General features: G+C 59.1%; 17 protein-coding genes and 1 riboswitch. Of the genes, 12 read left to right on the forward strand and 5 right to left on the reverse strand.

The window, feature by feature from the left end; translation table 11 throughout:
* A partial coding sequence (locus AB5Y48_RS03675) for an ISAs1 family transposase (protein ID WP_368163772.1) occupies positions 1-422 on the reverse strand: 422 nt, incomplete at its 3' end.
* 3 nt (positions 423-425) lie between these two features.
* Here AB5Y48_RS03675 and AB5Y48_RS03680 point away from each other — a divergent pair.
* The 9 genes from AB5Y48_RS03680 to AB5Y48_RS03720 all read left to right on the forward strand — a co-directional run bounded on the left by AB5Y48_RS03680 (position 426) and on the right by AB5Y48_RS03720 (position 9,890).
* Positions 426-863, forward strand: coding sequence for a dTDP-4-dehydrorhamnose 3,5-epimerase family protein (locus AB5Y48_RS03680; RefSeq protein ID WP_368163807.1), 438 nt, complete (start codon positions 426-428; stop codon positions 861-863).
* A gap of 1 nt (position 864) precedes the next feature.
* Entirely contained in the window at positions 865-1,947 is a 1,083-nt protein-coding gene (locus AB5Y48_RS03685) for an LPS O-antigen chain length determinant protein WzzB (RefSeq protein ID WP_368163773.1), read from the forward strand.
* A 133-nt stretch (positions 1,948-2,080) separates the two neighbouring features.
* Positions 2,081-3,703, forward strand: a complete 1,623-nt coding sequence (locus AB5Y48_RS03690; protein ID WP_368163774.1) for a Wzy polymerase domain-containing protein — start codon at positions 2,081-2,083, stop codon at positions 3,701-3,703.
* A 156-nt stretch (positions 3,704-3,859) separates the two neighbouring features.
* The gene (locus tag AB5Y48_RS03695) at positions 3,860-4,492 is read left to right on the forward strand and encodes a YceH family protein (RefSeq protein ID WP_368163775.1); all 633 of its coding nucleotides are present in this window, start codon (positions 3,860-3,862) and stop codon (positions 4,490-4,492) included.
* Between the two features lie 139 nt (positions 4,493-4,631).
* Positions 4,632-6,047, forward strand: coding sequence for a sigma-54 dependent transcriptional regulator (locus tag AB5Y48_RS03700; protein WP_168929879.1), 1,416 nt, complete (start codon positions 4,632-4,634; stop codon positions 6,045-6,047).
* Between the two features lie 107 nt (positions 6,048-6,154).
* Positions 6,155-7,186 (forward strand): PAS domain-containing sensor histidine kinase, encoded by a 1,032-nt coding sequence (locus AB5Y48_RS03705; protein ID WP_050666271.1) that lies wholly within the window; start codon positions 6,155-6,157, stop codon positions 7,184-7,186.
* Positions 7,183-8,526 (forward strand): sigma-54 dependent transcriptional regulator, encoded by a 1,344-nt coding sequence (locus tag AB5Y48_RS03710; RefSeq protein ID WP_050666270.1) that lies wholly within the window; start codon positions 7,183-7,185, stop codon positions 8,524-8,526. The genes AB5Y48_RS03705 and AB5Y48_RS03710 overlap by 4 nt, the downstream gene beginning before the upstream one ends.
* Before the next feature lie 73 nt (positions 8,527-8,599).
* On the forward strand, positions 8,600-9,364 hold the full coding sequence (locus tag AB5Y48_RS03715) for a Nif3-like dinuclear metal center hexameric protein (RefSeq protein WP_368163776.1): 765 nt from the start codon (positions 8,600-8,602) through the stop codon (positions 9,362-9,364).
* A gap of 184 nt (positions 9,365-9,548) precedes the next feature.
* Positions 9,549-9,890: an Hpt domain-containing protein gene (locus tag AB5Y48_RS03720; protein ID WP_050666268.1), complete on the forward strand. Its 342-nt coding sequence runs from the start codon at positions 9,549-9,551 to the stop codon at positions 9,888-9,890.
* On the opposite strand, the gene yvcK is transcribed toward AB5Y48_RS03720, so the two are convergent.
* Positions 9,873-10,790 (reverse strand): uridine diphosphate-N-acetylglucosamine-binding protein YvcK, encoded by a 918-nt coding sequence (yvcK, locus tag AB5Y48_RS03725; RefSeq protein WP_050666267.1) that lies wholly within the window; start codon positions 10,788-10,790, stop codon positions 9,873-9,875. The genes AB5Y48_RS03720 and yvcK overlap by 18 nt on opposite strands.
* Positions 10,791-10,865: 75 nt before the next feature.
* Here yvcK and AB5Y48_RS03730 point away from each other — a divergent pair, with 75 nt between their 5' ends.
* Positions 10,866-12,047 (forward strand): FIST signal transduction protein, encoded by a 1,182-nt coding sequence (locus AB5Y48_RS03730; RefSeq protein ID WP_050666266.1) that lies wholly within the window; start codon positions 10,866-10,868, stop codon positions 12,045-12,047.
* A gap of 13 nt (positions 12,048-12,060) precedes the next feature.
* Positions 12,061-14,148, forward strand: a complete 2,088-nt coding sequence (locus AB5Y48_RS03735; RefSeq protein WP_060585622.1) for an ATP-binding protein — start codon at positions 12,061-12,063, stop codon at positions 14,146-14,148.
* A gap of 207 nt (positions 14,149-14,355) precedes the next feature.
* Here the strand turns inward: AB5Y48_RS03735 and AB5Y48_RS03740 are convergent, their stop codons facing one another.
* The 3 genes from AB5Y48_RS03740 to narQ all read right to left on the reverse strand — a co-directional run bounded on the left by AB5Y48_RS03740 (position 14,356) and on the right by narQ (position 17,388).
* Positions 14,356-14,931 carry an LON peptidase substrate-binding domain-containing protein gene (locus AB5Y48_RS03740; protein ID WP_050666264.1) on the reverse strand — a complete coding sequence of 192 codons (576 nt, stop codon included), beginning with the start codon at positions 14,929-14,931 and terminating at the stop codon, positions 14,356-14,358.
* A gap of 106 nt (positions 14,932-15,037) precedes the next feature.
* Positions 15,038-15,676, reverse strand: a complete 639-nt coding sequence (gene narL, locus AB5Y48_RS03745) for a two-component system response regulator NarL (RefSeq protein WP_050666263.1) — start codon at positions 15,674-15,676, stop codon at positions 15,038-15,040.
* Entirely contained in the window at positions 15,676-17,388 is a 1,713-nt protein-coding gene (narQ, locus tag AB5Y48_RS03750; protein ID WP_224161162.1) for a nitrate/nitrite two-component system sensor histidine kinase NarQ, read from the reverse strand. The genes narL and narQ overlap by 1 nt, the downstream gene beginning before the upstream one ends.
* 76 nt (positions 17,389-17,464) lie before the next feature.
* Positions 17,465-17,609: riboswitch (molybdenum cofactor riboswitch) on the forward strand.
* Here narQ and moaA point away from each other — a divergent pair.
* Positions 17,597-18,577 carry a GTP 3',8-cyclase MoaA gene (gene moaA, locus AB5Y48_RS03755; protein WP_050666285.1) on the forward strand — a complete coding sequence of 327 codons (981 nt, stop codon included), beginning with the start codon at positions 17,597-17,599 and terminating at the stop codon, positions 18,575-18,577. (Overlaps the previous riboswitch by 13 nt.)
* Positions 18,578-18,734: the final 157 nt, after the last annotated feature.

Genomic DNA, 18,734 nt, shown 5'->3' on the forward strand with positions numbered 1-18,734 from the left:
CCTAGCACGACACCATTGGCACAGGCAAACGCACTGACCATATGGATGGCTGAAGCCCTGTCATCACGGTGATAGGAGCCTCGCAACACCTTTCCATCCAAGGCGATAACGTCGCCGTTACTGCACTGACTTACCGATGTCATCCAGCTGAGAAAACAATGCTGAAACTGCAATGGGTCGAGCCGGGAAATGACGCGGGCAATCGTGTCATCAACCGGCATGCCATTGAGGAAGAGCTGGCGCTTCTGGAACCAGTCTAGATGGGCGTCACCAAAGTCCTCAATATCCTGCCATCCTTCAGCACCACCGATAACAGCACAGAGCGTCAGAAACAGCACATCAAATAAGGGATAAGCCACTTTGGCGGTTTGCCTTGGGTCTTGGAGCTCGGCAAAGTGCTTAGAGAAGGCGTCGATGGGCATGAAGTGGCTCTCCGAAAAGAGAGCATAAGATCACAGCCCGGGACGGCGGTCAAACCCAATGGTTCGCTCAAAAAGCGTTCGCGATCTCGCCCTGGTAAGCTTATTCATGTACTGGCAGGCTGTGTTTTTGACGTTGTGGTTGATCTTCGCCCTGACAGTGCATCATTCGGCCGTTGGGTGGGGACACGGCTCTCGGCAACGCGACCCTCATCGCTCTGGATCCCTCCCGGATTTGCACACGGTTTCTATGTGACGAGTGAATCTGCAACCCTTTTTTATCAATGTACCGATTACTATTGTTCAGAGTATGACAGGGCCATTCACTGGGCCGATCCGACTCTGGCTATCGACTGGCCTTTAGTAGAAAATGTACCGCCTTTGTTGTCTGATAAAGACAACCAGGCTCCTTTCTTTGATTTCTCCTTGAACAAGCAGAGCTAACATGACTGAGAACAGTAAAATACAGCCATCTACCACGCCGGTTCCGCAGGGCTGGCAGGCCACCGCCCAAGACGAGATCGATTTGCGTGAGCTTCTATTGGTCCTCTGGAGACAGAAGTTATTAGTCCTGATTGTTACACTCACTTTTGCGATAGCAGGTATTGCCTATGCCCTGCTTGCGCCCCAGGTTTGGACGAGTACTGCCGAGGTCTCGATGGCATCTGTTGAGCAAACCAAGGGACTTCGTCTTAAAGTTGAACAATTGTTGAACAGTTCTGGCTCGGTTGATGTGGCTGCATTTGGGCAAGAACAGCTCTATCAGAGCTATATCTCCGACTTCAATGCCATGAATACGAAGCAGACGTTCTTGATTCAGGGAGGGATATTGGCAGAAGAAGCCAAGCTTAAGAATGTCTCGGATAGCCGAGCAGAGAGAGCGCTTTTGAAGGCCTTATCGGAGGGCATTGCCGCCAAACCTGTCGACAAAACCGGCCAAGACATGGCCCTCTCTTTCTCTGCATCCACTGCCGAACTTGCAAAGTCTCGCCTTGAGAAGTACATCGATTTCGTACAGGAAAAACAGCGGAAAAAGAAAAACGATGAATTGCTGTCGGTCTGGAACAACCGTATTCAAACTCTGCAGCAGCAATATGATAGTGCCCGCAAAGATACCCTCTTAATGCGTGAAGATGCCATCCGCCGCACTCAATATAGCCTTCGTATCAGCCAGGCCGCCGGGGCAGAACGTCCGTTGGAAAATATGGACAGTCAAGATGTCTTTAATATTCAGTTGGGCAGCAAAGGCTTGGCCGAGAAGCTGCGTATTCTGGAGGAGATAAAAAATCCTGAAGTGATCAATCCCGAGCTCGCCAAGATCCGTCTCCAACTGGGTAGTCTTAAAGCGCTGGATCTGAAGGATATCGAGTTCACCTCCTTCCAGATGATGGCTTCCCCCGAGGAGCCGATTAGTCGTGACAAGCCCAAGCGCCCCCTGGTGGTGGTCCTGGCGACTCTGCTCGGTGCCATGTTGGGTGCCGGTATTGTGCTGGTGCGTCACGCCTTTGGGCGTGGTGAGAAAGCGTGATACAAGAGGTAATCCGTTTGGTGAAAAGAGAGGCGCTGCCTCTCTTTTTTGTATCTGGGGTCGATAGATGATGACATTCAGACTTGAGAAGTGGTTATGGGCCCTCTGGCTTTTGCTGGGAATGCATTTCTTTATGCACAATCCGGGTGGGGCGGGGCTCTATCTGCCCTTTAATGCCATTGGCTGGGTATTCGCTTCCGTGCTGATGGGGCTTGGGCTCTGGGTTTGCACCCAAAAAGGAGTGGTGCGCCTCTCTCGCCTTTGGCTCGGGCTGGGTGTCATGGCGTCACTGCTCTGGCTGCCCATGCTGTGGGGAGATGCCAATTTGCGCGACTATGCCTTACCAAGGTTGCTAGGCCTGATGGGAGGGGTGCTCTTTCTCTTTTCGCTCTATCAGTCTCTTACCCGTGACGATGGTCGGCACTGGTTACTAAACCTGCTGCTGGGGGCGGTAGCCATCGAGTTAACCCTGGGGCTGGTGCAGTTTGTCTTGCTCACCCCGGGTAACTGGATTGGTTATGACACCGCGGTCAATCGACCCTATGGCATCTTTCAGCAGCCCAATGTGATGGCCAGCTTTATGGCAACGGGCTTGGCCGTGGCTTTGTGGCAGGAAGCCAGCGCATCTTTTTCGCGCGGTGCAAGTTGGCTGCGAGCCTATCTGCTCTTTGGCACCCCGCTTCTTTTAGTGGTGTTGCAATCTCGAGTCGGTCAGTTGGGGGGCGGGGCGGTGGTTTTGATGATGCTCCCCATGCTTTCGCAAAACAGGGCATGGCGCCAGCCCCTGCTCTTGGTTGCGTTGGGAATAGTGGTCGGTTTTGCTGCACTCTATCTGGTGGAAGGGGCAAGGCGTGGGATGGAGATCTACCAATCCGGTGGCATGCGCTCCATCTATTGGCCCTATGCCTGGCAGCTTATCTTGCAAAAGCCGTGGTTGGGCTGGGGCTATGGCGGCTTTGAGTCTCTTTTTCTTCACAGCTACATGGCCGAGAAGGCACTCAACCCCTCCATGGTTCAGATCGAATACAATCTCGATCACCCCCACAACGAGCTTCTCTATTGGGGTGTTGAGGGAGGACTCCTGCCTATATTGCTCCTGATCGCCATGGCCGGTATGTTGCTTTGGCGTTTGCGTGGCCAACGCTGGCCCCGAGCCCTGGCGTTGCTGGCGCTGGTGACGCCGATGGCCTTGCACACCCAGACCGAGTACCCCTTCTATCACTCCATCGTTCACTGGTTTCTCTTTTTGACCCTCATCTGGTTTATCGATGAGGAGTGTGAGGAGATGACAAGGCCCGGGATCCGCACCCTGGTCTATCCCCATCGCCTGCTGCTGCGCTTTTTGGCACTGGCCATCCCTCTGCTGGTTGTCCCCTTCATGGCGACGGCGCTGCACACTGCCTGGGTCGTCACCAAGTATGAGCGGGGTGGTTTCAAGGAGCCCGATCTGCTGCTCAAGGTGGTCAATCCGGTGGCCTGGTTGACCCGGGTGGAGTTCGACGTCAATGGGGTACGACTGGCCGTTGGGCTGCAAACGAAGAACCGCCAGGAGCTTGAGGCCTACATCGCCTGGGCACGGGACTTCGTTCGCCACACTCCGAGGGTCAATATTTACGCCGGTATGATTGAGGCAACCCTGGCCTTGGGTGAAGGTGACGCTGCGCGGGCGATCTTGTCTCAGGCTCGCCTGCTCTATCCTGATGATCCCCAACTGGGCGCCTTGTCCAGGCGCCTGAGCGTGGAGTCTCATCCTTAATCCCGGGCCCTCCTCCTTGTGGTTTGCTCACAGTGATGAAAAGCTGGGCAATCAAGCCGCTGTCGGGGGAGGGGAGTCGCAAAATCGGGGGGCCGGGCTGGTGTCTCCAGCCCGGTAGCACTAGGATAAGGGCAGATTTTTAAAAGGAAAAAATGCATGGAATCCTTGCTCAGCCCCCTCGAGGCTCGCATCATCGGTTGCCTTATCGAGAAGGAGATCTCGACTCCCGATCACTATCCTCTCTCCCTCAATGCGCTGGTCAATGCCTGTAATCAGAAGAGCAATCGTGAACCCGTGCTCTCTCTCTCTGAGCGAGAAGTACAGTCAGCCCTCGATCTGCTGATCGCTCGCCGTCTGGTGAGCAATGTGGCCAATTTCAGTGCCCGGGTCGCCCGTTATCAGCATCGCTTCTGCAACACCGAGTTTGGTGATCTGAAGTTCTCCCCCCGTGAGTTGGGCGTCGTCTGTGAACTGCTGCTGCGTGGGGCTCAGACGCCGGGTGAGCTGCGCTCTCGCACGGCACGCCTGTGCGAGTTTGACGACGTGGGCCAGGTTGAGGCTGTGCTTCAGGCGCTCACCGAGCGTGGCCCCTATGTGGTCAAGTTGCCGCGTGAGGCCGGCAAGCGCGAGTCCAGGTATACCCATCTCTTCAGCGGTGCCCCCGAGGCTGGCGTCGCGGGCGAGCCCTCCGGTGATCGGCTTGCCGAGTTGGAGGCCGACAATGCAGCCCTGCGTGCCGAGGTGGAAAGGTTGCAGCGACTGCTCGCAGATTTTCAATCTCATCAATAAGTTAACAAGCCCCTTTCGAGGGGCTTCTTTTTTGCTGGCACTGTCATTAATTTGGCGTTTTGCCCTTGTTCAGCGGATCTTCAGGGATTAGACTTCCGGCAGAAGTTGTCGTAACGCCCATCGGAAGGATGAACTTATCATGCTGGATCTTTCTATTTTAATCGTTGACGAGAGCGCCGAGCGCTGTCGCCAGTTGTCGGGTCTGCTCACTTTTATAGGGGTTGCCTGGCAGCAAGTCGATGAGGAGGATCTGGAGGTCGCCATTGAGGCGGCACCGGCGCAGGGGATCATCGTTGGCGAGCTCAAGTCCCACACCCTGGATGCCCTGTTGGAGCGTTACCCAAGATTGCCTTTTCTCTCCCTTCTGCCGGGGCAGGGGGAGCAGCGCAACTATATCGGTACGCTAGAGACTCCTTTCGACTATGAGTCGCTCACCCGGGCGCTTCACTTCTTCCAGGCATTTGCCTCGTTCCACCCCAGAGGCCAGCAACACGACAAGGGGCAGACGCTCCTTCGTCTGCTGGTCGGCAAGGGGAAGGGGATACAGGAGGTGCGCCGCCTCATCGGTCAGGTGGCCGAGACCGAAGCCAATGTGTTGATCCTCGGTGAGTCCGGAACCGGCAAGGAGGTGGTGGCCCGTGCCATCCACGAGCTCTCCTCCCGTGCCAAGGGGCCCTTCGTACCCATCAACTGCGGTGCTATTCCCGCCGAGTTGCTCGAGAGCGAACTCTTTGGCCACGAGAAGGGGGCCTTCACCGGCGCCATTGCCGCCCGCCGAGGCCGCTTCGAGCTGGCCCAGGGCGGCACCCTCTTCCTGGACGAGATCGGTGACATGCCCTTGCCGATGCAGGTCAAGCTGCTGCGCGTGCTGCAGGAGCGTCAGTACGAGCGAGTCGGTGGCGGCAAGGTGATCGACGCCGATGTGCGCGTCATCGCTGCAACCCACAGGGATCTGGAGGCAATGATCCGCCAGCAGAGCTTTCGTGAGGATCTCTACTACCGTCTCAACGTCTTCCCCATCGAGACCCCGCCCCTGCGCGATCGGGTCGATGACATCCCCTTGCTGCTGCAGGAGTTGCTGGCTCGCCACACGGAGCAACACAAGGCCTGGATCCGCCTGACCCAACGTGCGACCGAATCGCTGATGCAATACCATTGGCCGGGTAACGTGCGGGAGCTCTCCAACTTGATCGAGCGCTTGCTCATCCTCTATCCCAATCGCATCGTCGATGTGGCGGATCTTCCCTCCCGCTACCGTCTGCTTCCCTGTGAGGGGACGACTCCGGATGTCAGCGACTGGGAAGAGCGTGAGGCACTGGCCTCTGTCTTTCAGGATACCCCGCTGCTCGAGCCGACGGCGGCGCCCAATCCGATGCAGTTACCCCAGGAGGGGATCAACCTCAAGGAGATGCTCGCCGAGCTGGAGATCGAGCTGATCCGTCAGGCTCTGGAGTCCCAGGACGGGGTCGTTGCCCGGGCGGCCGATATGCTCGGCATGCGTCGCACCACCCTGGTCGAGAAGATGAAAAAGTACGGAATGACGAAGGAAGGCTAGGGTCAAACTCTTGACGTGTTGCAGCTAATTGTTTGATTATTAACTGTAATTTAGCTTGGCATGGTAATTGAATAAACCTGACTCATGTTGAATCTTGAGTCAGGTTTATGACCATGCAGATCCACGCCGATATGACCCCGGCCTATCGCCAGCTCGATGCCATCTTTGCTGCCTTGCCCACTGGGGTATTGGTGCTCGATGACGGCGGGGTCATTCGCCGCGCCAATCCTGCCGCCGTCGGGCTGCTGGGGGAGCCCCTGGAGGGGGAGTTGTGGCGCGCCGTGATCCAGCGCTGCTTTGAGCCCAGAGAGGATGACGGTCATGAGATCTCCCTGCGCGACGGGCGCAGGGTCCAGCTCTCGACCCAGCCCCTGCATGATCAACCCGGTCAGCTCATCTTTATCAACGACCTCACCGAGACCCGCCGCCTGCAAGACAGGCTCAACCATATGAAGCGCCTCTCGGCACTCGGTAATATGGCGGCCTCACTGGCTCACCAGATCAGAACCCCACTCTCGGCAGCCATGCTCTATGCCGCCAACCTCGGTAATCGCACGCTCAAGCCCGAATCGCGCAGCCAGTTTCAGCAAAAGCTGATGGACAGGCTGCAAGATCTCGAAAAGCAGATCAACGACATCCTGCTCTTCGCCCGCAATGGGGAGAGTCAGGTGGTGTGCGCACTCTCCCTCGATGAGCTGCTCAGTCAGGTTGCCTCGGCTGCAGAGGCCTATTGCCAGCAGCACGGCTGTGAACTCGAGATCCAGGCGCCAGATATGCCGCTGCAGCTGATGGCCAACGGCAATGCCCTGGTCGGTGCCATCAACAATCTGATCGCCAACGGCCAACAGGCCGGTGCCACCCGCATCATGGTGGTGGCAACGGCTCGCGCCAACCGGCTGGAGCTGCGCATCATCGATAACGGTCGAGGCATTGCCGCCGATCAGCAGGCGCGCATCTTCGAGCCTTTTTTCACCACGCGAAGCCAGGGGACCGGGCTTGGCCTTGCCGTGGTGCAGTCTGTCGTGCGCTCTCATCAGGGGGAGGTGAGCCTTGCCTCTGCCCCTGGCGAAGGGAGCTGTTTTACCCTGTCTTTGCCACTGCATGAGAGTGCAGTCGGTCGTCTTGGAGGTGTGGCATGAGCCAGGCACGCATTTTGGTGGTGGAGGATGATGGCGGTCTGCGCGAGGCGCTGGTCGATACCTTGCTCCTGGGGGGATATGAGTGCCGTGAGGCCGACAGTGGTGAGCAGGCGCTGCTGATGCTCTCGCGTCAACCCTTCGACATGGTGATCTCCGATATCCAGATGGGGGGCATGGATGGCCTTACCCTGCTGCAGACCATACGTCAGCAGCATCCCCAGACGCCCGTGCTGCTGATGACGGCCTATGCCAACATCGACGGAGCGGTGCGGGCCATGCGGGAGGGCGCCATCGACTATCTGGCCAAGCCCTTCTCACCCGAGGTGCTGCTCAATCAGGTGAGCCGTTATGTGCCGGCCCAACGGGTCGAAAAACGCACCGTCGTGTGTGGTGATGCACGCAGTATCGAGCTCTTTGCGCTGGCCGCCCGGGTCGCGCGCAGCGATGCCACCGTGATGATCTCGGGGCCGAGCGGGGCGGGGAAAGAGGTGTTGGCACGCTACATCCACGATCAATCGAGTCGTGCCGAGCAGCCCTTTATCGCCATCAACTGTGCCGCCATCCCGGAGAACATGCTGGAGGCGACCCTCTTTGGTTATGAGAAGGGAGCCTTTACCGGCGCGGTTCAGGGGTGCCCCGGCAAGTTTGAACAGGCCCAGGGGGGGACCCTGCTGCTCGACGAGATCACCGAGATGGATCTGGGTCTGCAGGCCAAGCTGCTGCGGGTCTTGCAGGAGAAAGAGGTCGAGCGGCTGGGCAGTCGCAAGATGATCCCCTTGGATGTGCGTGTACTGGCCACCAGTAACCGTGATCTCAAACGGGCGGTGCAGGAGGGGACCTTTCGCGAGGATCTCTACTATCGCCTCAATGTCTTCCCCTTGCGCTGGAGCGCCTTGTGCGAGCGCCCCGGCGATATTGTGCCCCTGGCCGAGCATCTGCTCGCCCTCTATGCCGCCGAGCAGGGACTCCCCCTGCCGACCATTGAGCCGGCCGCCGCCGACCTGCTGCTCGAATACGGTTGGCCCGGCAATGTGCGAGAGCTGGCGAACGTGATGCAGCGCGCCCTGATCCTCTGTGATGGGGAGTGGGTTCGCGAGGGGGATTTGATCCTCGAGGAGGAGGAGATGGGAGGTGAGACATCCCTGCTGCGGGAGCGGCAGCCGGGTCTCGAGAGGCTCGGCAACGAGCTGAAGCAACAGGAGCATCAGATCATCCTCGATACCCTCAACCAGTGTCAGGGGAGTCGCAAGGCGGTGGCCGAGAAGCTGGGGATAAGCCCCCGAACCCTGCGCTACAAGTTGGCCAAGATGCGTGATGCGGGGATAGAGCTGCCGGCCTAGCTCCTCTTGTCACCCTGTTTTATCATGGCTCTCTCAAGCAAGGTGTCCGGTGTCGCCCGGGCCCGAGGGAGCCATGATGATCAGCAACAACAAACTCGAAAATCTTCTTAATCAGTTACTTGAGGCTCATGCCGTCAAGGACTACTGCCCCAATGGTCTGCAGGTTGAGGGACGTGCGCGGATCCGCCGCGTCGTCACCGGTGTTACCGCCTGCCAGGCCCTTATCGACCGCGCCGTTGAGCTCGAGGCCGATGCCATCCTGGTGCACCACGGTTATTTCTGGAGCGGTGAGCCGGCGGTGCTCAAGGGCATGAAGCAGCGGCGGATCAAGACCCTGCTTGCCCACGATATCAACCTCTACGCCTATCATCTTCCCCTCGACATTCATCCCGAGCTCGGTAACAACGCCCAGTTGGCCGAGCGGCTCGGGATCACCCTGCGCCGCGGCCTGGAGCCCTGGAACAGCAAAAGTGTTGCCATGGTAGGCAAACTCGATGAGCCGGTCACGGGTGAGGCATTCGCCCGCCGTGTCGAGGCCACCCTAGGGCGTGCCGTGCTCCATGTGGGCGAGAGTGGCCCCGAGCTTATTCGCTCCATCGCCCTCTGTAGCGGAGGTGGGCAGAGCTATATTGCTCAGGCCGCAGAGCAGGGGATCGATGCCTTTATAACGGGAGAGGCCTCGGAGCAGACGGTGCATACCGCCCGTGAGATGGGCATGCACTTCTTTGCCGCTGGCCATCACGCCACCGAGCGTTATGGGGTGCAGGCATTGGGAGAGTGGCTCAAGCAGGCTCACGGACTCGATGTTATCTTTGTTGACATCGACAATCCGGTATAAAAAAAGACCAGGACAGAAAGCCTGTCCTGGTTCTTCGCAGCAGCCATAGAGGCAAAGGGATTACATCAGTTGATAGGCTTGATGTTAATGGTTTGTTTCTTTTGTGTATACGGGTGTCGATTTGTTTTGTCCGGCAAGTGTCTGGAGTTTGAGCGGGCTCACACTCGAGGCTGGGGGAGAGTGAATGGAATTGCTTAATCGCGGGACGTTGCAACAGCTGGAAAGAGACATTGGCAGCGATATGCTGCCTGTGGTGATCCGGGTTTTTCTCGAGGAGGTCGGTCAGCAGCGCTCACAACTGGGGGCGCTGCTGGCGGCAGGGGAGGTGGTGGCATTGGGCCGCCTCGCTCACAGCATCAAATCATCCTGTGGCAGCTATGGCGCCGAGCTGAGTCAACAGCAGGCCGCCCAGATAGAGCAGCGCTGCCGGAGCGGCGAATCCGTGGCAGCCCTCGAAAGCGAGGTGGATGCCCTCGAGCGCTCACTGGCGGAAGTGTTGAGTCAGCTCTCAGAGCTGGTGGCCTGATGGGGGTATCTGTAGCCACTGCTCGAGGGCGTCTCTGAGCTTCTCCCGATCGTGACGATGGGGGAGGCCGGCCTCTCCCAGCTCGGTCTCGATAACGGTGCCGGGCCAGTCGCCGCGACGGCTACCCGGTGGCGCCAGCACGGCGTCGAGACGTCCGCGCCCCAGCAACGATTCGAGCCAGTGACACTGAGCCTCAAGACTCAAGTGGCCCGCAGGCCCCGCCTCATTGACCAGGTTGGTGATGAAGACGAGCGGAGCCCGGCTCTGCTCGATGGCTCGGGCCAGTTCAGGCATCAGCAGTGGCGGCATGATGGAGGTGAAAAAACTCCCGGGGCCGAGCAGGATAAGATCCGCTTGCTCGACGGCATCGAGGGCCTCACGGATGGCGGGCACCGGAGGGTGCAGAAACAGGGAGTGGGGTGGGGTCTCGAGTTGGTCTACCGACACCTCGCCGATGATGTGGCTGCCACACGGGGTGCGGGCACAGAGATCCGTGGGGTGCTCCGACATGGGGAGCAGTCTGGGCTCGATGTGCAGCATGTCGCTGATAAGCTCGATAGCGTCGAGAGGTCGCACGCAGAGGTTATCGAGGGCCAGTAGCATCAGGTTGCCCAGGTTGTGTCCGGCGAGCTCACCGTTACCGGTGAAGCGGTATTCGAACAGCAGACTGCCCGTGCCGGGGGTGGTGACCAGCTGATTGAGACAGTTACGCAGATCGCCCCAGGCGATGCAGGATTGGCTCTTGCGAAGCCGCCCGGTCGAGCCACCGTTATCCGTGGTGGTGACGATACCGGTGAGGCGTGGCCCAAGGAAGGAGAGGGCCGAGAGTACGCGGCCCATGCCATGACCGCCCCCCAGGGCGACCACCTTTTTAAACTGAGTTAGCGCTTCGATTGACATCGGACTTCTCTCTGCTCAGGGATATGAGTGCAATGATAGGGAAAAAGGGAATAATAATTGCTTGGTCCGGCGTTTATGCTTGAGGGGTCTATTGTGGATTATTTTACCGCGCAATCAAATCTGGACAGCTCAACGGCCGCTGCCCGGCACCTCATCGAGCAACTCTTGGCCCATAGCGCGGCGGCGCCGACCCTGTTGATGCTCTATTTTTCCGAGCGTTATGAGGCAGACTTGCTGCGCCGAGCCTTGCGCCAGGCTTTTCCCGATACACCGCTGGTCGGTTGCAGCTCCTGTCAGGCGGTGCGTACCGCCTTGCCCGGCGAGGTGCCGGTTGCGTTGGCGGCCATCTATGATCCGCAAGGGGCCTACGGGGTCGCCGGTGGCAGTAGCGGTGAAGGGGATGTGAGGCGATGGCTGCGTCAGGCGATGGCGGCCTGCGGGCGACCCGGTGAGCTGCCCCAGATGGTGCTGCTGCATACCACCCCGGGGGGGGAGGAGGCACTGCTCGCCGAACTCGACGAGGAGTTGGGTGGCGCCGTTCCTGTCATCGGCGGCTCGGCGGGGGATGATACGCTGAGCGGCCAGTGGCGGCTCTGCTGGCAGCAGCAGACCCTGACCGAGGGTAGCGTGCTGGCGGTGTTTTACCCCGATTGTGAGCTGGTTTTCCAGTTTCATGCGGGCTATCGCCCCACCGGGCACTCCGCCATCGTCACCCGGGCCGAGGGGCGTGAGGTGATAAACCTCGACGAGCGACCCGCCGCCGAGGTCTATGGAGAGTGGGTTGGCCAGGTCTGGCCCGAAGGCCCCGTGTTGCACGAGACTACCTTCTTCCCTCTGGCCCGGCACGCCGGAGAGATGTATGGCATGCCCTGTTTCAAGCTCTCCCATCCCGAGTCGGTGACGGCGCGTCATGGCGTTCGTCTCTTTACCGATATCCATGAAGGGGAGCGGCTCGTATTGATGCAGGGAAGTGAAACCGGGGTGCTCGAGCGCAGTTTGCTGGCCGCGCGCATCGAGCCGGCGTATGGTATGCCCGAGAAACTGCACCCCATCGGTGCGCTCATTATCTTCTGTGCCGGCTATCGTTATGCCCTGGCCGGTCGGGTGGACGAGATCATCGGTCACTATAATGAGCGCCTCGGGGGGGTGCCTTATCTCATTCCCTTTACCTTCGGCGAACAGGGCCGGATGCCACAAGGGGAGTTGGTGCACGGGAATCTGATGATCTCGAGCGTGATATTTTGCCGCGGAGCGTAACGCCGAGGAGCGGATGACCCATCACGATTCACAAGAAATGCTGGGGGAGCGGTTACAGGCAACCTTGGCAGAGTTGGCGCGGACTCAGGATAGAGAGTCCCATTATCGAAGCGAGTCTGAGACCCTGCTCAGGGGGATCGCCGCCCTGGCCGATGCGCAGGATCAGGATGCGGTATTGGCCGGTCTTATCGGGGTGTTGCAACCCTTTATCGGTTTTGAGGCGGCAATCGTACTGACTGTCGGGCCGAGCGTTTGCACCCCCATCTTCGGCTCCGATGGTGAGCACTCTCCCGCGTACTGGCCGCTGGGACGGGCCTTCGAGCGGGCGCTGGGGGGCGAGACCCTGGTGCTCTACGAGCCGGCGCTGCTGCCTGATTTTCTGCCTGTTGCAGAGGACCCCAGATGGCGCAGCGTACTGGTGACCGGTCTCTCGGTCCCCGGTTTCGAGGGGCTGCTGCTCTGTCGCCACAGCCGGCCCGGAGCGCTCGACCTCAAGAGCAAGGCCGCGCTGCAGCGCTGCCGTCCCTTGATTTCCCAGGCGCTGGTCAACATCGCCTATCGCAGCCGCCTGCAAGAGCAGGTGCGTCTCAAGACCCAGGCGCTGCAGGCCAGCAAGGCCCGTTTCCGCAATTTTGCCGGCATGGCATCGGACTGGTTTTGGGAGTGCGATGCCGAGCACAGGCTGCGCTATATCTCGACGCCCGATCAAAAAGAGCCGGCCCTGAGCCAGAACCTGATGGGAATGAGCCTGCTGGAGCTGCCCCTGATCCTCCATGAAGGGGAGCAGGACTATCAGCAGCAATTGGTTCGTCTCGAGCCGGTGCGCGGTTTGCGGGCTGCCATGCGGCGCAGGGAAGGGCTGGTTTGGCTCGAGCTCAATGCGCAGCCCGGTTTTGACGAGGGTGGCCGCTTTGTCGGCTACCGCGGCACAGCCAGGGATATCAGCCCCCAGATCCGCCGTGAGCAGGAGCTCTCGGCGGCCCGTGACTCGGCCCAGGCGGCGAGCCTGGCCAAGTCCCGTTTCCTGGCCATGATGACCCACGAGATCCGCTCCCCCATGAACGCCGTGCTCGGCATGCTGGATCTGCTGCACAGTGCCCCCCTCGCCGAGGAGCAACGAGCCCTGCTTGGCCATGCAACTCACTCGGCCAGGCTGCTGCAGACCATCATCGACGATGTGCTCGATCTCTCCAAGATTGAGTCGGGGACCTTGCAGATCCACTGTGAGGAGATGGATATCCGGGCCTTGTGCCAACTCAACCTGGCGTCGCTCTACCAGCAGGGGCGGGAGAAGGGGGTCGACATTGCCCTCACGGTTGCTCCCCATGTACCCGAGCGTCTCTTCGGTGATCCGGTCAGGCTCTCACAAATTATCGGCAACCTGGTTGGCAACGCCTTGAAGTTTACCGAGCAGGGCCACGTCTCCATCACGCTGGAGTGGCACCAGGAGCGTCTCTATGTGACGGTGGACGACAGCGGGATCGGCATTGACGAGGCGCAGGTCGAGCGCCTGTTTGAGCCCTTTGTTCAGGGGGACAACTCCTCGTCACGCAGCTATGAGGGAGCTGGACTGGGTCTGGCTATCTGCAAGCGGCTGGTGCACCAGATGGGGGGGGAGATAGGTGTACAGAGCCAGCCTGGGCGGGGAAGCCGCTTCTGGTTCGAGCTACCCGGTTTGTCGCTCTCCTGCGAGCAGCACGCCAGCGAGCCCAGCCCTGAGGGGCCGGTGCGTCCGCTCGATGTCCTGGTGGTTGAAGATAACCGTGTCAATCAGTTGGTGGTCTCCCTGATGCTGCAGAAGCTGGTCAGCGGGGTGCGCGTGTGTGACAGCGGTGTAGAGGCGATAGAGCAGGTTGTATTGACGCGCCCCGACCTTATCTTCATGGACATGCGGATGCCGCAGATGGATGGCCTTGAGGCAACCCGTCGGTTGCGTCGTCTGGGTTATGATGGCGTTATCGTCGCCTTGACGGCCAATGCCATGTCCGATGACAGGGATGCTTGCCTGGCTGCCGGGATGGATCACTTCCTGGCCAAGCCGATCAGTCTCTCCCAACTCAGGGGTTGCATCGATACCTTCTTTCCAGGCCTCGGTGGATAAAAAAAAGGTCAACCTGGATCAGGTTGACCAATTCTTCAGCATAACTGAAGAGAGCACGGGATAAATCGGGTTGTTCCTACTATATGAAAAAGTCGTGCCAACTTTTTCGTTTGTTTTTTCCCGTTGTTTTGTCGTTATTGTGAGCGATTCTTTGCATATTGCGAATTTGTCCTTATGCAAAATGCGATAATTGCATTTTGCATCCCCTCACGGGGTAATCAACTTGTGCAAAAACTGTCTGGCGGCGTCACTGTTTTGTTTGGCGATGAGCCCCTGTTTCTCCTGTACCGGCATGGGTAACAGCTCGAGCCAACGTTGGCAGATCCAGGCGGCATCCTCATAGCGCTTCTCCGGATAGAGCTCATCGAGTTCCGGGTACTGGGCGAAGATATCCTGCAGCCGGGTGACCAGTACTTCATCGCTGTTGTCTGAACTGAGTCTGGGCCAGTTGGGCAGCGACTCGACCCGGGCACGCTTGATGCCGTGCTCATCGGTGTGTAGCTCATGAATATAGAAGCGCTCCATGCCGAGGACGGTGACACCCAGCAGCCCGTCATTGAGGGTGTAGAAGTCGATGACCTTCACCCGGGTCCCCACCGGAAGAATACGGCCACAGAGGCCGGTGGCGGTGTTCTCTTCCATCACGATGCCAAAGCCGCAGTCGCCTATCAGTGACTCCTTGAGCATCTCAATATGATTGGGTTCGAACAGCCGCAGCGGCAGTTTTCCCCCCGGCAATATGTGCGAGGGCAGGGGGAATAGGGCGATTGATTGTTGTGCCATGATACGGTCTCCCTGTCTGAAGCTGTCTCAAACAGGACTTTGCAGTTGGCATGCCAATAATAAAAAAACGGGCACGAGGCCCGTTTTCAGCTCACTTATCGTGCGCTTATTGGCGCTGCTCGAGATACATTACCGCCGCCTCGACACGGCTCTGGGCCTCGAGTTTCTTGAGCAGGCTCTTGACGTGAACCTTGACCGTGCCTTCTGAAATATGGAGGACGGAGGCAACCTGCTTGTTGGAGAGACCCTTTGCAATTTCGCGAAGGATTTGCATTTCGCGACGCGTCAGGCTTTCCAGCTTCTCTTGCAGATGGTCGGTCTCGTAGAGGTTCTCCAAGTAGGGGCGCAGGGGTTCGCTCAGGATCTGCTTGCCACTCATCACCTCTTCCAGTTGCGCCAGCAGCAGCTCGGGTTCGGTGTCCTTGAGCAGATAGCCGTCGGCACCCGCCTTGAGCAGGGCGACCACATCCTGGCGTGAGTCGGAGACGGTGAGGATCACCACCCGGGAGGTGATCTCCTCGGCGCGCAGGGCTCGCAGGGTATCGAGACCGGAGAGGCCCTTCATGTTGAGATCGAGCAGGATGAGGTCGGGCTCGGATTCGCGGGCCATGGCGATGGCATCGGCGCCGTTGGCGGCCTCGCCGGTCACCTCGACGTTCTCTTCCAGTGAGAGCAGTTGCACAATCCCTTTGCGCATCAGGGGATGGTCATCTACGACCAGAATGGAATATTTGAAGTCGTCCATCAGGTTTCTCTTGTCTGAATAACGGGAAAAATAAGGTCCACACAGGTTCCCTGGGGAGTGCGATCGCTGATGCTTAACTGTCCACGCAGCTTGCTCGCCCGCTCGTTCATGATGCTCAGACCATAGTGATTGACTGCGGATTTGGATGAGCCTATGCCCACACCATCATCGGTCACTTGAACCCGGATAGTACCATCGGAGAGGGTTTCGCACCTAACATCAATCACCCGGGCGTTGGCATGTTTAATCGCATTGAGAACTGCCTCACGGATGAGTTGCAGTATGTGAATGTGTTGTCCTGCCTCGAGATCGCTGCTCGACAGGCGGTAGTCGAGCTCGATATCGGCCTGGGTTTGGGGCTTGAGCTGATCAAGCATCACCGCAATCGCTTCCCCAAGATCCGCATCCCCTATGGTGAGGCGGAAGGTGCCCAGCAGCTCCCGCAACTGGGTATAGGCATTACCGAGCCCCTCATCGATCTGTTGCATGGCCTGCTCGGCCTTCTCGCTCTGCCCCTTGGCAAAGGAGCGTTTGAGCAGGGTCGCCTGGATCTTCAGGTAGGAGAGGGCCTGGGCCAGGGAGTCGTGCAGTTCACGGGCGATGACGGCACGCTCCTCCATCAGCAGCAGCCGCTGGTGTTGCAGCAGGGATTGATCCTTGTGCAGCACCTGGGCCAGCAGCATGGCGAAGTTCTTCATCAGGCGCTGATCGATGGGGAAGTCGCTGATGAGATCGAGGCGGCCATACTCCTGCTCGTCCATCTGCAGATAAAAGTGCTCAACACCCTCGAGATCCCCCGGCCAGCCGGTTCGCCCCGTGATATAGACCGGCATGGCGTTACGCTCGAAACGGGTGAGACGAATATGGGCGATGCGCTGGTGGGCGGCGGCTCTGTCGAGCAACTTGGCCAGGGTGCGGCTACTGAGGGGGGCCTCGTGCAGCTTCTGGGCCGTGCTGTAGAGAAATGAGAGGGTATCGTTGGCCTGCTGCAGCTTGGCGGTCTTCTCTTCTACTTTGCCTTCGAGATCCCGATAGAGCTTGTCGAGTTCGCTGGCCATGGTCGCAAATGCCCCCGAGAGTTCACCCAGCTCATTGGGCCAGCGGGGGGGAAGGTAGAGATGGAAGTTGCGCTGCTCAATCTGTCGGGCGCAGGCCACCAGCTGATTGAGGGGGGCCACCACCTGGCGGCGGGTGAAACGCACCGTGAACCAGGCGATGACGATGATGGCGAGCAAACCCAACCCCTCGGCCAGCGCCAGCATCCGCACCTTGAACTCCACGTGATACTGCATCTCGTTGACGAACTCGTCGATGGCCGAGACAAACTGCTCTGTGTTGGCCGAGTAGCGTTCGGGGGTGTCGTTTTCGATGTGCTGGCGCATCACGGCCCATTCGCTCAGCACCCGGCTATAGGTGCGGCGCAGGGAAGCCGGAGTGATCCAGCGTTGGGTCTCCTGCAGCTCGGCGGCATGGAGCGTCTGTTCGAACTGGTTGAGTCTCGAGTAGACCGGTTGCTCCCGGGAGATCTCATAGGCCATTCGGTAGGCCTGCATGCGCAGGGAGCCGGAGAGGTTGATGGCCTTGGCGTCAGGCACCGAATAGAAGAGCGTCACCATGGCGACCAGGGCGATGAGGCTCGCCATAAAGAGGATCAGCAACATGGATCGGCCGATGGCACTGCTCACCGAGCGCACCTCAAACCACTTTTTCATCGGAAATTGCAACCACATTCAAGAAATACCCCTTTGGTAACGTGGGCATAGTAACTCATCTTGTGCTAGCATCGGCACACTATTGAACTCCGAGCCGTCTTGCCTAAGTCCTTGTCTGGATAGGGGAGGCCGGCCGAACACCCGGGTTGCCGGCGTGTTAAGGGTCAGGAAAGAAATGCCCTGGCCTCCCGTATTTGGAAAGGTGTTTATGTCGCTGCTTGTGGACGGTCATGCCCGTCGTTTTCACTATTTGCGCCTGTCGGTTACCGAGGTGTGCAACTTTCGTTGCACCTACTGCCTGCCGGACGGTTATCAGCCCCAGGGGCGCAACCACTTCCTGACTCTCGACGAGATCCGCCGGGTGACCCATGCCTTTGCGGCCATGGGGACTCGCAAGGTGCGTCTGACCGGGGGCGAGCCCTCCTTGCGTCGTGACTTTACCGACATCATTCGGGCCGTGGCACAGACCCCGGGGATCTCCCAGGTGGCCATGACCACCAACGGCTATCGTCTCAAGGAGCGTGTCGCCGAGTGGCGTGAGGCCGGGCTCACCAGCCTCAACGTGAGTGTGGACAGTCTCGATGCCCGTCAGTTCCATCGCATCACCGGAGAGGACAAGCTTGCCGAGGTGATGGCTGGCATCGACGCCGCCCTCGCCGCCGGTTTTGAGCGGGTCAAGGTCAATGCGGTGCTGCTCAAGGGACTCAACGACCGTGATCTCGCCACCTTCCTCGCCTGGATCAAGGATCAACCCATTGAGCTGCGCTTCATCGAGCTGATGCAAACCGGCGAGATGGACTCCCTGTTTGCCCGCCACCATGCCAGTGGTGAGGCGATCAAGGCGCAGCTGCTCGATGCCGGCTGGGTGCAACAGCTGCGAGCCCAGGATGCGGGCCCAGCCCAGGTCTTCTGTCACCCCGACTACCGGGGAGGGGTCGGCCTCATCATGCCCTACAGCAAGGACTTCTGTGCCGGGTGCAACCGGCTGCGGGTCTCCTCACTCGGCAAGCTTCATCTCTGCCTGTTTGGTGACGATGGGGTGATGCTGCGGGACCTGCTGGGCGATGACGATCACCAGGAGGCGTTGATGGCTCGGGTGCAGCAAGCACTTGGCCACAAACTGGCGGCCCATCGTCTTCATGAGGGCAATAGTGGTACCACGCCCCATCTCGCCTCTCTGGGGGGATGAGGGCGCCGGCCGCGCCAAATAGTCATTAATCGGTATTGAAATAGTCACCTGGCTCTGGGTGACTCAGTTAACTTTTTGATCTAACGCAATAACCCCAGCGATTTATCCCCCTGGTGGTATATGCCCCCTTTTCTCTCCCCTGCACTATAGCCATAAC

Source organism: Aeromonas sp. R6-2, assembly GCF_040908155.1.
Classification (GTDB): domain Bacteria; phylum Pseudomonadota; class Gammaproteobacteria; order Enterobacterales; family Aeromonadaceae; genus Aeromonas; species Aeromonas schubertii.

Excerpts from the sequence above, each read along its gene's own strand:
- AB5Y48_RS03695 (WP_368163775.1), top strand. The coding sequence starts at position 3,860 with ATGGAATCCTTGCTCAGCCCCCTCGAGGCTCGCATCATCGGTTGCCTT.
- moaA (WP_050666285.1), top strand. The coding sequence starts at position 17,597 with ATGTCGCTGCTTGTGGACGGTCATGCCCGTCGTTTTCACTATTTGCGC.
- AB5Y48_RS03715 (WP_368163776.1), top strand. The coding sequence starts at position 8,600 with ATGATGATCAGCAACAACAAACTCGAAAATCTTCTTAATCAGTTACTT.
- AB5Y48_RS03710 (WP_050666270.1), top strand. The coding sequence starts at position 7,183 with ATGAGCCAGGCACGCATTTTGGTGGTGGAGGATGATGGCGGTCTGCGC.
- AB5Y48_RS03700 (WP_168929879.1), top strand. The coding sequence starts at position 4,632 with ATGCTGGATCTTTCTATTTTAATCGTTGACGAGAGCGCCGAGCGCTGT.
- AB5Y48_RS03730 (WP_050666266.1), top strand. The coding sequence starts at position 10,866 with ATGCTTGAGGGGTCTATTGTGGATTATTTTACCGCGCAATCAAATCTG.
- AB5Y48_RS03705 (WP_050666271.1), top strand. The coding sequence starts at position 6,155 with ATGACCATGCAGATCCACGCCGATATGACCCCGGCCTATCGCCAGCTC.
- narQ (WP_224161162.1), bottom strand. The coding sequence starts at position 17,388 with ATGAAAAAGTGGTTTGAGGTGCGCTCGGTGAGCAGTGCCATCGGCCGA.
- AB5Y48_RS03690 (WP_368163774.1), top strand. The coding sequence starts at position 2,081 with ATGCACAATCCGGGTGGGGCGGGGCTCTATCTGCCCTTTAATGCCATT.
- AB5Y48_RS03740 (WP_050666264.1), bottom strand. The coding sequence starts at position 14,931 with ATGGCACAACAATCAATCGCCCTATTCCCCCTGCCCTCGCACATATTG.
- AB5Y48_RS03735 (WP_060585622.1), top strand. The coding sequence starts at position 12,061 with ATGACCCATCACGATTCACAAGAAATGCTGGGGGAGCGGTTACAGGCA.
- AB5Y48_RS03685 (WP_368163773.1), top strand. The coding sequence starts at position 865 with ATGACTGAGAACAGTAAAATACAGCCATCTACCACGCCGGTTCCGCAG.
- narL (WP_050666263.1), bottom strand. The coding sequence starts at position 15,676 with ATGGACGACTTCAAATATTCCATTCTGGTCGTAGATGACCATCCCCTG.
- yvcK (WP_050666267.1), bottom strand. The coding sequence starts at position 10,790 with ATGTCAATCGAAGCGCTAACTCAGTTTAAAAAGGTGGTCGCCCTGGGG.
- AB5Y48_RS03720 (WP_050666268.1), top strand. The coding sequence starts at position 9,549 with ATGGAATTGCTTAATCGCGGGACGTTGCAACAGCTGGAAAGAGACATT.